This window comes from Patulibacter minatonensis DSM 18081, assembly GCF_000519325.1.
Classification (GTDB): Bacteria; Actinomycetota; Thermoleophilia; order Solirubrobacterales; family Solirubrobacteraceae; genus Patulibacter; species Patulibacter minatonensis.
The window spans coordinates 3233343-3247329 of the sequence record NZ_KI912613.1 but is presented as its reverse complement, the minus strand read 5'-3'; the positions used below and the strand labels follow the sequence as shown (position 1 = coordinate 3247329).

11 protein-coding genes are annotated in these 13987 nt (G+C 71.8%); 1 reads left to right on the top strand and 10 read right to left on the bottom strand.

Annotated elements, in window-relative coordinates; translation table 11 throughout:
• Nucleotides 1-25: 25 nt before the first annotated feature.
• The 5 genes from PATMI_RS0114995 to PATMI_RS0114975 form a co-directional block, all read right to left on the bottom strand.
• Nucleotides 26-2131, bottom strand: coding sequence for a ribonuclease R family protein (locus PATMI_RS0114995; protein ID WP_245604176.1), 2106 nt, complete (start codon nt 2129-2131; stop codon nt 26-28).
• Nucleotides 2128-3387, bottom strand: coding sequence for a S41 family peptidase (locus PATMI_RS0114990; RefSeq protein WP_026911475.1), 1260 nt, complete (start codon nt 3385-3387; stop codon nt 2128-2130). Before PATMI_RS0114990 ends, PATMI_RS0114995 begins: the two co-directional genes overlap by 4 nt.
• A gap of 80 nt (nt 3388-3467) precedes the next feature.
• Entirely contained in the window at nt 3468-4367 is a 900-nt protein-coding gene (locus PATMI_RS0114985; RefSeq protein WP_026911474.1) for a permease-like cell division protein FtsX, read from the bottom strand.
• 44 nt (nt 4368-4411) lie between these two features.
• Nucleotides 4412-5353, bottom strand: a complete 942-nt coding sequence (gene ftsE / locus PATMI_RS30425) for a cell division ATP-binding protein FtsE (protein WP_084269973.1) — start codon at nt 5351-5353, stop codon at nt 4412-4414.
• A gap of 78 nt (nt 5354-5431) precedes the next feature.
• Nucleotides 5432-7174, bottom strand: coding sequence for a redoxin domain-containing protein (locus PATMI_RS0114975; protein ID WP_026911473.1), 1743 nt, complete (start codon nt 7172-7174; stop codon nt 5432-5434).
• A gap of 170 nt (nt 7175-7344) precedes the next feature.
• On the opposite strand from PATMI_RS0114975, the gene PATMI_RS0114970 reads away from it, so the two are divergent.
• Nucleotides 7345-8601 (top strand): M16 family metallopeptidase, encoded by a 1257-nt coding sequence (locus PATMI_RS0114970; RefSeq protein ID WP_026911472.1) that lies wholly within the window; start codon nt 7345-7347, stop codon nt 8599-8601.
• Between the two features lie 173 nt (nt 8602-8774).
• Here PATMI_RS0114970 and PATMI_RS0114965 read toward each other — a convergent pair whose 3' ends face one another.
• The 5 genes from PATMI_RS0114965 to prfB all read right to left on the bottom strand — a co-directional run bounded on the left by PATMI_RS0114965 (nt 8775) and on the right by prfB (nt 13932).
• Entirely contained in the window at nt 8775-9341 is a 567-nt protein-coding gene (locus PATMI_RS0114965; protein ID WP_026911471.1) for a cysteine hydrolase family protein, read from the bottom strand.
• A gap of 65 nt (nt 9342-9406) precedes the next feature.
• Nucleotides 9407-10474, bottom strand: coding sequence for a quinolinate synthase NadA (gene nadA, locus PATMI_RS0114960; protein WP_051471721.1), 1068 nt, complete (start codon nt 10472-10474; stop codon nt 9407-9409).
• Nucleotides 10475-10488: 14 nt separating this feature from the next.
• Nucleotides 10489-11355 (bottom strand): carboxylating nicotinate-nucleotide diphosphorylase, encoded by an 867-nt coding sequence (gene nadC, locus PATMI_RS0114955; protein WP_036725922.1) that lies wholly within the window; start codon nt 11353-11355, stop codon nt 10489-10491.
• A gap of 120 nt (nt 11356-11475) precedes the next feature.
• Nucleotides 11476-12630 carry an acyl-CoA dehydrogenase family protein gene (locus tag PATMI_RS0114950; RefSeq protein ID WP_026911468.1) on the bottom strand — a complete coding sequence of 385 codons (1155 nt, stop codon included), beginning with the start codon at nt 12628-12630 and terminating at the stop codon, nt 11476-11478.
• A 168-nt stretch (nt 12631-12798) separates the two neighbouring features.
• Nucleotides 12799-13932, bottom strand: a complete 1134-nt coding sequence (gene prfB / locus PATMI_RS0114945) for a peptide chain release factor 2 (RefSeq protein ID WP_051471719.1) — start codon at nt 13930-13932, stop codon at nt 12799-12801.
• Nucleotides 13933-13987: the final 55 nt, after the last annotated feature.

Here is a 13987-nt window from a genome sequence, read left to right as displayed (position 1 = left end):
GGAAGGGGCCCCGTCGCCCGACCCCTCACCGCACGGGCAGGAGCGTCGCCCGTCCGCGCACCGGCTCGACCCGCTCCACCGCGACGTCGAGCGGGTCTCCCAGCCGGAGCGTCGCCCCGGAGCGCGCACCGCCGAGGATCGTTCCGGCCTCGTTGAGGTCCCACGAGTCGTCGCCGATCCGGCGGACCGGGACGAAGCCCTCGAACGCCTCGTCGGGCAGCCCCTCGCCCCCGAAGCGGACGAACGCGCCCCCGCCCACCAGCCCGGTGACCTCGCCCTGGAAGGTGCGATCGACGCCGTGCTCGAAGAGGAGCCGCTCGAGCAGGAAGGCCCGCGTGATCGCGTCGGCGCTGCGCTCGATCTGCATCGCCTCGCGCTCGGTGGCGGAGCACCAGACGCCGAGCTCCTCCAACCGTCCCGAGGATCCCGCCGGGGCCTCCTCCCCCGCACCGACGAGCGACAGCACCGCCCGGTGCGCGACCAGGTCGGGGTACCGCCGGATCGGCGAGGTGAAATGGCAGTAGTGCTCCAGCCCGAGGCCGGCGTGCCCGAGGCCCTTGGGCTCGTACCGGGCCTGCTGGAGCGCGCGGAGCACGAGGAACGACAGGCCGGCGCGGCCGTGCCCGGCGCGGCGGACGTGGGCGTCGACGCTGCGCGAGAGCTCCGCGACCGCGGCCGCGGCGTCCTTCCGCGTGGCGATGCCGCGGGCGCCGCCGTCCGCGGTGCCCAGAGACGCGGGGATCGCGACGCCCAGCGATCCGAGCTGCTCGGCGAGCTTCTCGACCGCCGACGGCTGCGGCAGCCCGTGGACGCGGTGCAGCGTCGGCGTGCGCGACTCTGTGAGGAGCTTGGCGACCTGCTCGTTGGCGGTCACCATCAGGTGCTCGATCAGGCGGTGGGACTCCGTCGCGCGGTCGACGACGATCCCGGTCGGATGCCCGGCGTCGTCGAAGGTGAAGCGCGGCTCGCCGGTGTCGAGCTCGAGGGCGTTGGTCGTCTGCTCGCGGCGGTCCTGCAGGGCGAGCGCGACGCGCCGAGCGACGTCCAGCGGCGTCGCCCACGGGTCCGTGGCGCGCGCCGTCCCGGCGAAGACGTCGTCGACCTCCTCGTAGGTGAGCCGGGCGTCGGAGCGGATGATCGAACGGGAGACCTCGGCGCGACCGACGGTGCCGTCGCGCACGTCGAACTGCACGGTCACCGCGAGCCGGTCGACGCCGGGCACGAGCGAGCACGCGTCGTTCGACAGCGCCGGGGGCAGCATCGGCTCGACCGTCCCGGGGACGTAGACGCTGGTGCCGCGCCAGCGGGCGTCGCCGTCGATCGCGCCACCCGGACGGACGAACGCGGAGACGTCGGCGATGTGGACCTGGATGCGCGCCCCGTCGTCGCCGACGGCCTCGGCGCTGATCGCGTCGTCGAAGTCCTTCGCGGTCGCGGGGTCGATCGTGAACGTCGGGACGTCGCGCAGGTCGCGCCGCGGCGGACCGTCCGCCCACCGGGTCGCCGGGCCAAGCTCGCCGGCGACGCCCTCGGCCTCCATGCCGACCTCGCGCGCGACCCTCCGCGGCAGTCCGTGGTCGAGGAGCAGCGCCTCCAGCACGTCGCGTGCGACGTCGGGGGTCCCGAGGTCGCGGACGACCCGGTGGCCGCGCACGCCGCGTCGCCCACCGCCGGCCGGTGCGAACAGGCCGATGTGCCCCTCGCCGAGCTCCCGGGCGCCCTTCTCGACGGTGATCAGGCGGCCGCGGTCGAACAGCGGCTCGGCGACGAACGTCTTCCCACGCCGCCGCAGGACGCCGACGACCGGCGCGATGCGCGACTCGTCGCGCCAGACGTCCCGGGGCAGGGCGGGCTGCCCGGTGCGGGTCAGCTCCGGGCCGCCGCGCTCCGGCCCCGGGGCGGCGGAGCGCTCGCGCTGCAGTGCGGCCCTGCGCGCCGCGCGGTTGGGTGGTGCAACCGCGCCGGAGGAGCCCCGCCCCCGGGCGCCGGCGGACGCCGACGGCTTCCCGGGACGGTCAGGACCGCCCCCGTCCTCCGTCCGGCTGCCGCGCGGGTCCTTCGGGCGCTTGGAGCTCGGGCCCGGGCCCCGCCCCTTGCTGCGCCCCTTGGGCCCCTTGCGCTTGCCGCTCACCCCTTCAGCTTCGCAGCCTCGGCCAGCGCCCGATCGAGGCCCTCGTCCTTGTTCGTCGTCTTCGGGTCGTCCTTCGCCTGGATGTCCGGGGAGAGCCCCTTGCCGGGCGCGGTGCCGTTGCCCGACTGGGTCTTCTTGTCGCCGAGGTTCCGGCCCTTGGGCGTGAAGAACTGGCCGGCCGTGATGTCCAGCGCGCCGCCGCTGTCGAGCGGCTCGACCTGCTGGAAGACGCCCTTGCCGAACGTGCGCGTCCCGACGACGGTCGCGCGGCCGTCGTCCTGCAGCGCGCCGGTGACGATCTCCGCGGCGGACGCCGAGTTGCGGTCGACGAGGACGACCATCGGGATCTTCGGGAACGCGCCGCCCTCGATGACCGGGAACGGCCTGTCGCCGGTGGTGCGGCCCTTGAGCGTCACCACGTTGCCCTTCGTGAGGAACTGGCTGGCGAGCCCCTGGGCCTCGTTGACCAGCCCGCCGGGGTTCGCCCGCAGGTCCAGGACGAAGCGCGTGGCGCCCTTCTTCTGCAGCTTGGCGAACGCCTCCGCGACCTGCTCGGCCGAGCCGTTGGTGAACTGCGCGAGCCGGACGACGGCGATCTTCGTCCTCCCCTCGGTCTTCATGGCGGAGTCGACGATCGGCACCTTCACGGGCTTGCGCTCGGAGGTGATCGTGAGCGACTTCTCCTTCTTGCCCTCCTTGCGCGCGACCTCGAGCTTCACGGACGTCCCGGCCTTGCCGCGGACGAAGCTCGACGCGCGCTCGGACGTCAGGCCCTTGAGCGGGTGGCCGCCGGCGTCGGTGATGATGTCGCCGACCTTGAGCCCGGCGGCCTTCGCCGGAGCCCCGTCGTAGACCTTGACGATCAGGAGCCCCCGCGGGTTCTGCGAGACGACGACGCCGATGCCGTCGAAGCTGTTGTCCTGGGTCTGCAGGAACTGCGTGTACGCCTTGGGGTCCAGGTACTGCGAGAAGCGGTCGTCGAGGCCCTTGACCATGCCGTCGATCGCGTCGTCGACGAGCTCCCGGTTCCCCGGGTCCTTGTAGTACTGGCGCCGGATGACGGCGAGCGCCTCGTTGACGGCGCTCGGGCCCTTCTGGTCGATCCCGGCGACGTCCTTGACGACGCCGGGCAGCTTGTCCGGGTGGTTGCTCCCGAAGGCGGCGCCGATGGTGAAGATGCCCGCGAAGACGACGAACGCGGCGACGACGGAGCACGCCGCGACGAGGATGCGGGTGTAGACGGAGACGGATGACACACGCACAGCATGCCGCTCCGGTGTAACGCGCGTGTCAAGGCCCGCACGGCGACGGGGCGGAGCCCCGTCGCAGCACTCCCTCAGACCCGCAGGAAGCGGCGGAGCGAGAGCCCGGATCCCGCGGCGGCGACACCGATCGACGCGACGACCAGCAGCGCGATCAGCGGACCGAACTGGATCATGTCGGGCCGCGAGATCAGCGTCGCGATCCCCTCGAGCTGGTTGAGGATCGTGAGCTTCGCCAGGCCGAGCAGGACGATCGCCACGAGCCCGCCGACCGCGCCGAGGATCAGGCCCTCGAGCACGAACGGCCAGCGGATGAAGGAGTCGGTGGCACCGACGAGCTTCATCACCTCGACCTCTCGTCGTCTCGCGAACAGGGAGAGGCGGATGGTGTTCGAGATCAGCAGGATCGACGCGATCACGAGCAGCCCGCCGAGCAGCCCGAGCGAGAGCTTCACCGCGCCGGTGATCTTCACGATCTTCCCGGCCTCGTTCTTCGACTCCTTGGTGCTGCCGATCTTCGAGTCGACGTACGTCGCCTTGCCGCTGACGCCCGGCTTCTTCAGCGCGGCGACGATGCCGGCGCCGTTCTTCGCGTCGTCGGGGGTGATGCGGAACGTGTCGGGCAGCGGGTTGACCTTGCCGAGCAGGCCGTAGGCCGCCGGGTTCAGCTTCTTCTGCTCCTCGTACGCCTGGGCCTTGGAGACGAACTTGACGGCCTTGACGTGCTCGGTCTTGGCGATCAGGGCCTGCACGCGGTCGTTGTCGGCCTTCGTCGCGTTCGTCTTCATGAAGACGTTGACCTGGATGCGGTCGCGGACGTCGGCGGCGGCGCCGTTGGCGAGCTGCACGGCTGGGATGAAGATCCCGAGCACCAGCGTGGTGATCAGGACCGCCATCAGCGCGGCGAAGCTCGGGATCGGGTTGCGCCCGATCGAGCGGAGGGCTTCCTTGAGGAAGAAGGAGACGCGGTTCATGTGGGTCCTCGGTGGGGCGAGCTTCTGCGGGCGGAGGCGGGGCCTCAGTCCGAGAACGCCTCGTCGAACAGGTCGGTGGGGGCGTCGCCGCGGCGCTGGCGGCGCTGCGGGGCCGGCGCGGGCTCGTCGCGGAGCAGGGCGCCGAACTCGGCCGTGGACTCGCCCATCGGCTGGCCGCCGTAGCCGCCGGCGACCTCGTCGCGGATGATGCGGCCGGCCGACAGCTCGATGACGCGGCGGCGCATCCGGTTGACCATGCCCTCGTCGTGCGTCGCGACGACGACCGTCGTCCCGGTCTTGTTGATCCGGTAGAGCAGCTGCATGATCCCGATCGTCGTGTCGGGGTCGAGGTTGCCGGTCGGCTCGTCGGCGAGCAGGAGCGGCGGGTGGTTGACGAACGCGCGCGCCACGGAGACGCGCTGCTGCTCGCCGCCGGAGAGCTGGTGCGGGTAGTGGTGGAGCTTCGTCGAGAGACCCGTCAGGCGCAGGATGTCCGGCACCTGCGTGCGGATCTGCTTGCGCGAGGCACCGGTGACCTGGAGCGCGTAGGCGACGTTGTCGTGCACCGTGCGGTTCGGCAGGAGCTTGAAGTCCTGGAAGACCACGCCGAGGTTGCGCCGGTAGAACGGCACCTTCTTCCGCGTGATGTCGGAGAGGTCGCGGCCTGCGACGCGGATCACGCCGGAGTCGGGCTCCATCTCCTTCAGCAGGAGCTTCATCAGCGTGGACTTGCCCGCGCCCGTCTGGCCGACGAGGAACAGGAAGTCGCCGCGGTGCACCGAGAACGAGGCGTCGGTGACGCCGGCGTGGCTGGAGTCGTACTTCTTCGTGACGCCGCGGAACTCGATGACGGCGTTCGGGTGCGACGGGCGCGCGCCGGACGCGTACGACGCCCCCTCGCGGGGACGGTCGTCGGCCGCGGCCAGGCGACGCGCCTTCTCGCGGGCCTCGCGGTGGCGGGCGGAGTTGGAGCTCGGAGCAGCCATACAGGACGGAGAGTTGCACCGGACCCCTCCGATTCCTGCATGCCGACGTGCAGTGCAACGCGCCTTGCGCGCCGCCGCCTACCCGAACGTGAACGCGTACGCCTCGACGCCCGGAGGCAGCGTGAGGTCGAGCCGGTGGTGGCCCGCCCGACGCAGGTCGAGCAGCTCGTACAGCCGCTGGGTGCCGACCTTCACCGTCCCGTCCCGGACGTCCGCCCCGGCGCGCTTCGCGGGGACGGGAGCGCCGTCCAGCGACACGCCGACGGGGGCGTCCTTCGTCCTGGAGCGCAGCACGAGGTAGACGTGCTCCGACGTGAAGTCGAGGGCCAGGCGAGAACCCGACCGGGCGGTCGCGTGGTCGCCCGCGAAGGTCCACGCCCCGCCGAACGCGATCCCGTTCCTCGGCAGCTTCGCCGGGGGCTCCCCGTACGTCCTGGTGCCGGTCCCCGTCTTCCCACCGACGATGTTCTCGGACCGGTCGTTCCCGAGGTACGACTCGGGCGTCCCGACCTTCGTCGACGCCTCGATCGCACCGAGGTCCCCGCTCCGCCCGCCGGGGGTGCGGCCGGCCTCGTCGAGCAGCGTCCGGATCGCCTTCTCCGTCGTGTCGTCGTGGCCCTCCCCCTCGCTCGTGTACCGGACGTTCCCGCCGGAGTCGACGAGGTACTGCGCGGGCCACGCCTGGTTCTGGAACGCGTCCCACGTCTTCAGGTCGTTGTCTTGGACGACCGGGTACTTGATCTTCTCTCGCGCGATCGCCCGCTTCACGCTCGTGGCGCTCTTCTCGAACGGGAACTCCGGCGAGTGGATGCCGATGATCTGGAGGCCGTCCTTCTCGTACTTCCGGTAGAGGCTGTTCAGCGCTGGGATCGTCCGCAGGCAGTTGATGCAGGTGTAGGTCCAGAAGTCGACGAGGACGACCTTGCGCTGCCGCTCCAGCCCGGCGAACGTCAGCGGCTTCCCGTCGGTGTTGAACCACTGCTGCGTGCCGGTGATCGGGGGGACGCGGCCGAGGATCGGCAGGTCGGTCGGGTCGAGCCCGTCGACGAGCTCCTTGCGCGCGGCCTTCTGGAGGGACCCCTCCCCGCGGAGTCCCCGCAGGCGGCTCTGCACCGCCGAGGACTTCTCGAGCCCCTGCGTCGGCGTCACGAGCGCCTGCGGCAGGTTCTTCCCGATCGAGTTCGTGAAGTCCCGGTCGTAGTTCGTGATCATCGCCAGCGCGACGAGCACCATGATGCCGCCCATGGCCATCTGGAAGGAGCCGGTCCGCTTGGCGAGCGGACGCGTCAGGCGCCGACCGCCGAGCATGATCGCGTAGAGGACGAGGCCGCTCCCCGCGCCGTAGGCCAGCGCGATCAGGAGCCGCTCGACGTCGAACGACTGCGACGACGACGCCGTGATGACCCCGGTCAGGATCGGCCCGGCGCACGGGAGGTACACGAACCCCAGCCCGGCACCGAGGACGACGCCGGTGCCGAAGCCCTCGCCGATCCGCTGCTTCGGCGCGGGCGCGATCCGGCTGATCCATCCCTCGACCGCCACCGACAGCGGCGGGACGAGCAGGACGATCCCGACGAGCACCAGGGTCACGATCGCGATGTACCGGTTCACGTTGTCCGGGAGCCCGAGCGCCGAGATGACGTACGCGAGGACGACGACCGAGATCGTGAACGTCGCGACCAGGCCGACGACGATCCCCAGCGGTCGGCGGCGGCCCCCCGACGCCCCACCCGCCAGCACGATCGGCAGGACGGGCAGGACGCACGGGGAGACCGCGGTCGCCGCGCCCGCCACGAAACCGAAGAGGATGAGGAGCAGCATCTGAGCGGGAGTCTCCGGAGTGGGGTCCGCGTTCCGGCGCGGCCGCCGGGGACGCTCGTACGGCGGCGGTCGCCGGCGGAGAGGGTCCACCTCCAAGAACGCAGCGCGGCCGATCACGGATGCGGCCGTTCAGTGCGAGGTCGCCGGCCGTACGCGATAGCGTCGTCCGGATGCCGCAGAACGCCTCAGTCGCTCCCAACGGCCTGCCGATCCACCGGATCGCGCTCCCGGGAACGCGCACCCTCACCGCGCTGGTCGCCTTCGACGCCGGGGCACGCTCCGAGCGTCCGGAGGAGAACGGCATCGCCCACTTCCTCGAGCACCTCGTGTTCAAGGGCGGCGAGACGTTCGACCACTACCGCAAGGTCAACGAGACCGCCGAGCGCATGGGCGGCGTGCTGAACGCGTTCACGTCGCACTCGATGGTCGCGTTCCACATCACCGTGCGCGCCGAGTCCGCCGACGAGGCGCTCGACCTCCTCACCGACTTCTCCGGCCGTCCGCTGCTCGACGCCGAGGAGCTCGACAAGGAGCGCGGCGTCGTCATCCAGGAGATCGCGCGCTACAACGACCAGCCCTCCGCGCTGGCCGAGATGCTGCTCGACAAGGCGACGTTCGGCGACCACCCGCTCGGCCGCTCGGTCCTCGGCCCGGAGGAGCACCTGAAGACGTTCACCCGCGACCAGGTCGTGGCGTTCCGCGACCGGCGCTGGGCCGGCGCGAAGGGCGGCGCGTTCCTCGTCGGCGCGCTCGACCACCTGCCGTCCGACGGGCGGCTGAACGAGCTCTTCGGCCGCTTCCCCGACGTCGCCGAGCCCGGCCCCGTCGAGGACGCCCCGGCGCCGAGCGTCGACCGCGTCATCGAGACCCGCGACACCAACCAGTCGCACCTGCGGGTCTCCTACCGCCCCGACCTCGACGCGAGCGACCCGAAGGTCCGCGCCGCCCTCTCGATCTACGGCACCCTGCTCGGCGGCTCGATGGGCTCGCGCCTGTTCGACGAGATCCGCGAGCAGCGCGGCCTCGCCTACTCGGTCTCCGCCTCCGCCTGGTCCCTCGGCGACATCACGCAGCTCCAGCTCTCCGCCGGCCTCGACTCGACGAAGACCCTCGAGGCGTACGCCCGCATGCGCGAGATCGTCCGCGAGCTCCACGACGACGGCCCCACCGCCGAGGAGGTCGACCGCGCTCGCGCCTACACCGCCGGCCGCCTCGTCCTCGCGTTCGAGAACAGCGGTGCCGTCGCCCGCCAGGCCGCCAGCCAGTCGATCGTGCACGACGAGTCCTTCGACGCCGACCGCACGATCGCCGAGATGGACGCCGTCACCCTCGACGAGGTCCGCGAGGTCGCCCGCTCGATCGACCCGACCGTCGCCGCCGTCGCGTGCGTCGGCCCGCACGAGGCCAAGGACTTCGACTGGGCGTAGGGAGACGGGCCGGGCCCCACCCCGAGCGTCTCGGGTTCGGGGCTCGCAGGACTGCGGCGAGGCCCGGGGCACCCGGACGGGCCGGGCCCCACCCCGAGCATCTCGGGTTCGGGGCTCGCAGGACTGCGGCGAGGCTCGGGGCACCCGGACGGGCCGGGCCCCACCCGGAGGCGTCAGCCCCGCTTGCCCAGGTCCGCCGTCCAGGTCGCGACGTCGGTGACGCGCGCTTGACGGGGAAAGACCTTCTCGGTCAGGACGCGGTGGACCTCGTCGTCGCGGTCGCCGCAGCCGTCGGCCAGGACGACGAGGCCGAGGTCCAGGTCCGCCGCCTGCCGGAGCGTCGAGAGCACCACGCCGCTGGTCGAGATGCCGGCGAGCACGAGGTGCCCGATGCCCTTCGCGCGCAGGACGACGTCGAGGTCGCTGCCCGCGAAGGCCGAGACCCGGCGCTTCGTCACGACGATCTCGTCGTCCCGGACGCCGAGCGCCGGGTGCAGGTCGACACCGGTCGGGATCCGGCCCTCGCGCAGCATCGCCCCGAACATCCGGTTGTGCGTCGAGACCTCCGGGGCGCCGTCGCGGAACTCGACCTTGACGAAGATCACCGGCATCCCCGCCGCGCGGGCCGCGTCGGTGGCCGCGGCCACCCGCTCGATCAGGCCGGTGCCCTCGAACCCGTCGGCGATCCCCGACTGGAGGTCCATGACGAGGAGGGCGGTCTGGTCGTGCGGCGTGCTCATGCCGCACGACTACCCCCGTCCGGTCGCGCGCGTGCGCGACCGGGCGCGCCGCCGCTACCGGCGCGCTACTCGCCGCCGAGCGGGGCGTTCGCGTCGCGGCCGACCTGGATCATCCGCTCGATCGGCAGCTGCGCGCGCTTCGCGATCTCGTCCGGGACCTTCACCACGCCGGTCCCGTCGCGCAGGGTGTTGCGCAGCTTCTCCAGCGTGATCATCTTCATGTAGCCGCACGAAGCGTTGACGTTCGCCGCGACGAAGTCGACGTCCGGGGCGGCCATCCGCAGCGGGTGCAGCATGCCGGTCTCGGTCGCCACGATCGTCGTGCGCCGCTTGCCGTCCGCGCCGGGACCCTTGGCCTCCTCGGCGTGCGCGTAGTCCAGCATCCCGCCGGTCGAGAGCATGTGGACCCCCGTCGAGTCGACGTCGCCCGCCGCGACGTACTCCATCGCCTGGGTCGAGCAGCCACACTCGGGGTGGATCAGGAACTCGGCGTCGGGGTGCTCGCCGCGCACGCGGTCGATGTCCGACGGGCGGATCCCGGCGTGGACGTGGCACTCGCCGTCCCAGACGTGGAACGTGCCCGGCTTGTGCGGGACCTGCTTCTCGACGAACGAGCCCAGGAACATGTCCGGCCCGAAGAGGATCTCGGTGTCCTCGCCGTGGTCGCGATAGATCCGCTCGACGACCGGCACGGCGTTGCTCGACGTCACGCAGTAGTCCGTGAGCGCCTTGACCTCTGCGGTCGTGTTCACGTACATCACGGTGATCGCGCCGGGGTGCTTCTCCTGCCAGCCCTTCAGCTGCTCGGGCGTGATCGAGTCGGCGAGCGAACAGCCGGCGTCGACGTCCGGGATCAGGACGGTCTTCTCGGGCGACAGCACCGAGGCGGACTCCGCCATGAAGTGCACGCCGCAGAAGACGATCAGCTGCGCGTCGGTCTTCGCCGCCTCGATCGAGAGGCCGAGCGAGTCGCCCACGACGTCGGCGACGTCCTGGACCTCCGGCAGCTGGTAGTTGTGGGCCAGGATGACCGCGCCCTTCTCCTTCGCGAGGGCGCGGATCTCCTCGGAGAGGGCCTTCAGGTCCTCCGCGGGGAGCGCCGGGACACCGGCGCGGACGGGGTCGTCGGCCATGGGCAGCGAGAGGCTCATGTGCGGGGCTCCAGGATCAGGGAGAGGTCCAGGACGGGTGCCGAGTGCGTGAGGGCACCCGACGAGATGAAGTCTACGCCGGTCGCCGCGATGGCCCCGACCGTCTCGAGGGTGACGTTGCCGGACGCCTCGAGCGGCACGCTGCCCGCGGACATCGCGACCGCCTTGCGCATGTCGGCGTGGGGCATGTTGTCGAGCAGGATCCGGAAGCGCCCGAGGCCCAGGTCCCCCGCGACGTGCAGGGCGACCTTCACCTCGGCGAGGTCCTGGCACTCGACGACGAGCGGCAGGTCGGGGCGGTGGGCGTGCGCGGCGCGCACGGCCTCCCCCACGCCGCCGGCCATGGCCGCGTGGTTCTCCTTGATCAGGATCTCGTCGTAGAGGCCGATCCGGTGGTTCGCGCCGCCCCCGGTGGCGACGGCCCGCTTCTCGAGCAGGCGCATCCCGGGAGTCGTCTTCCGGGTGTCGAGGATCGTCGCGGACGTGCCCGCCACGGCGTCGGCGTAGCGGCGCGTCATCGTCGCCACGCCGGAGAGCCGGCCGACGATGTTCAGGGCCGTGCGTTCCGCGGCGAGGATCGAGCGGGCCGAGCCCTCGGCGACGAGGACCGGGCCGTCCTCGCGCCAGACGCCCTCGTCGGTCAGCGGCTCGTAGCTGAGCCCCGGATCGACGGCGCGCAGGACGCGCTCGAACGCGTCGAGCCCGGCGATCACCCCCGGCGCCTTCTGCCGGACGGTCGCGCGTCCGCGGAGGTCGGCCGGCACCGTGGCCTGGGCCGTGACGTCGCCGGCGTCACCGAGGTCCTCGGCCAGCGCCCGGGCGATCAGGTCGTCCAGCGCGGCCGTCGTGTCGAGGGTCACCATCGTCCTCCGAGGATAGGCCCGGAGCGGGCGGGACCAGTCCCCGACCCGCTCTGCCGTCGTCGGTCCGTCCAGCCCTGCGGGGGCCGCGACCCGACCGTGCTCCCGGGCCGGCTCCGTCCCTCAGAGGCCCATGACCTTGGCGATGATGTTGCGCTGGATGTCGTTCGTGCCGCCGAAGGTCGTGGCGACGAGCGAGTGGGCGACCTGGCGGGCGATCGGGTACTCCGTCGCGTAGCCGTAGCCGCCGTGGATCTTGAACGAGGCGTTGACGGCGCGCTCGGCCGTCTCGGTGGCCCAGACCTTCGCCATCGACGCCTCCTTCGGGAACAGCGCCTTCGGGTCGCGGTCGACGTCGGCGGCGACCTTGTAGATCAGGAGGTGCGCCAGCTCGATCTCCGTCGCCACGTCGACGAGGCGGTGCTGCTGGACCTGGAACGAGCTGATGGAGCGCCCGAACTGCTTGCGGTCCTTGGAGTAGCTGAGGGCCTCGTCGAGGGCGAGCTTGGCCTGCCCGAGGGCGATCCCGCCGATGATCAGCCGCTCGACGTTCAGCCCGGACATCAGCTGGATCCAACCGTTCCCTGCCTCCCCCAGGAGCGCGTCGTCGGGCGCGAAGACCTCGTCGAGGTAGACGTAGTTGACCTCGCGGTACCCGTTGATCGTGTCGATCCCGTCGATCTTCACGCCCTCGGCCTTCGGGTCGATCCAGATCATGCAGAGACCCTCGTGCTTCTTGCCGTCCGAGGCCTTGTCGCGGCAGACGATGAGGATGCGGTCCGCGATGTGCGCGTTGGAGATCCAGACCTTGACGCCGTTGAGCTTCCACCCGCCGTCGACCTTCTCGGCGGTGGTCGTCAGTGCCGCGACGTCGGACCCGGCCTCGGGCTCGGACATCGCGATCGCCTCGACGCCGCCCGACGCGATGTTGCCGAGGACGAGCGCCTTCTGCTCGGGCGTACCGAACTTCTGGGTCGCGCCGGCGACGATCAGCGACACGGGGTAGGCGCCGAGCGGCGCCTGCCTGCGGGTGACCTCCTCCAGCAGGATCATCTCCTCGACGATGCCGGTCCCGGCGCCGCCGTACTCCTCCTCGAGGCTCGGTCCGAGCAGGCCCGCCGAGCCGAGCTTCTTCGACAGGTCGAAGCTGTGGTGGGTCGTGTGCCCGTCCGTCAGCTGCTCGAGCTGCTCCGACGTCCCCGCCTCGCGCTTGAAGGTCTCGCGCAACGCGTCGCGGTAGGCCTGCTGCTCGTCGGTGAAGGTGAAGTCGATGGCCATCGGGGGGCTCCAGGGTTCGGTGGACCCCACGCCGCGGACACACGCCCGGCGTAGGAGGTGCCACATGCTACCCGGAGAACTGGCTGGCTGGCCAACTCAGTCCCGACCCGTTCGGTTCGAGGTCCGGACGGCGACGCGATGCGCGGCCGGACCGCTCCCCGCGCGGCCCTACGCGGTGGCGTCGCTCTGCGCCCCGGCCTCCGCCTGGCCGGCCTGCTGCAGGAGCCACGCGCGGACGAACTCGTCGAGCGCCCCGTCGAGGACGAGCTGCACGTTGCCGGTCTCCACGCCCGTCCGGAGGTCCTTGACCATCGTGTACGGGTTGAGGACGTAGGAGCGGATCTGGGAGCCCCAGCCGACGTCCTGCGACTCGCCCTTCTCCTTGGCGATCTCCTCGGCCCGCTCGCGCTCGGCCTGCTCCACGATCTTGCCGTAGAGCATCTTCATCGCCATCACCTTGTTGGCGGTCTGCGAGCGCTCCTGCTGACACGCGACGACGATGCCCGTCGGCAGGTGCGTCAGGCGCACGGCCGAGTCGGTCTTGTTGACGTGCTGCCCGCCGGCGCCCGACGCGCGGTACGTGTCGACGCGGAGGTCCTCGTCGCGGACGTCGATGTCGCCGACCTCGTCGACCACCGGGGCGACCTCGAGGCCGGCGAAGGCGGTCTGTCGGCGGCCCTGCGAGTCGAAGGGCGAGATCCGCACCAGGCGGTGGACGCCCCGCTCGGCGCCGAAGAGCCCGTAGGCGTGGTCGCCGGCGGCGCGGAAGGTCGCGGACGTGATGCCGGCCTGCGCCCCCTCGGAGACCTCGAGCACGTCGACCTTGAAGCCGCGGCTCTCCGCCCACTTCATCTCCATGCGCAGGACCATCTCGGCCCAGTCCTGGGCGTCGGTGCCGCCCGCGCCGGAGTTGATCGTGATCAGCGCGTCGCCCGCGTCGTAGTCGCCGGTGAAGAGCCGCTCCTCCTCGAGGCCGTCGAGGCGCTTCTGCACCGAGTCGAGCTGCCCGGCGAGCTCGGCCGCCATCTCGTCGTCCTCCTCGGCCATCTCGAGCATCTCGTCGAGGTCCTCGAGGTCCTGCTTCAGGCCGTCGTGGACGCCGAGCTTCGCCGACGCCCGGGCGTACTCCGAGTTGATCTTCGTGGCGTGGTCCTGGTCGTCCCAGAACCCGGCCTCGGCCATCTCCTCCTCCAGCTCGGCGACCCGCGCGCGCAGCTCCTCGGGCCGGAGGTGCGGCTCGAGGTCGACGAACCGCCGACGGGCGACGGTGAGGCGTTCGGGGGTGTCTTCGGGGACGGCCATCACCCCCGACTCTAGCGCCGGTGCGCCCCGCGCCCGCCCCCGGGGCGTCGGTCCC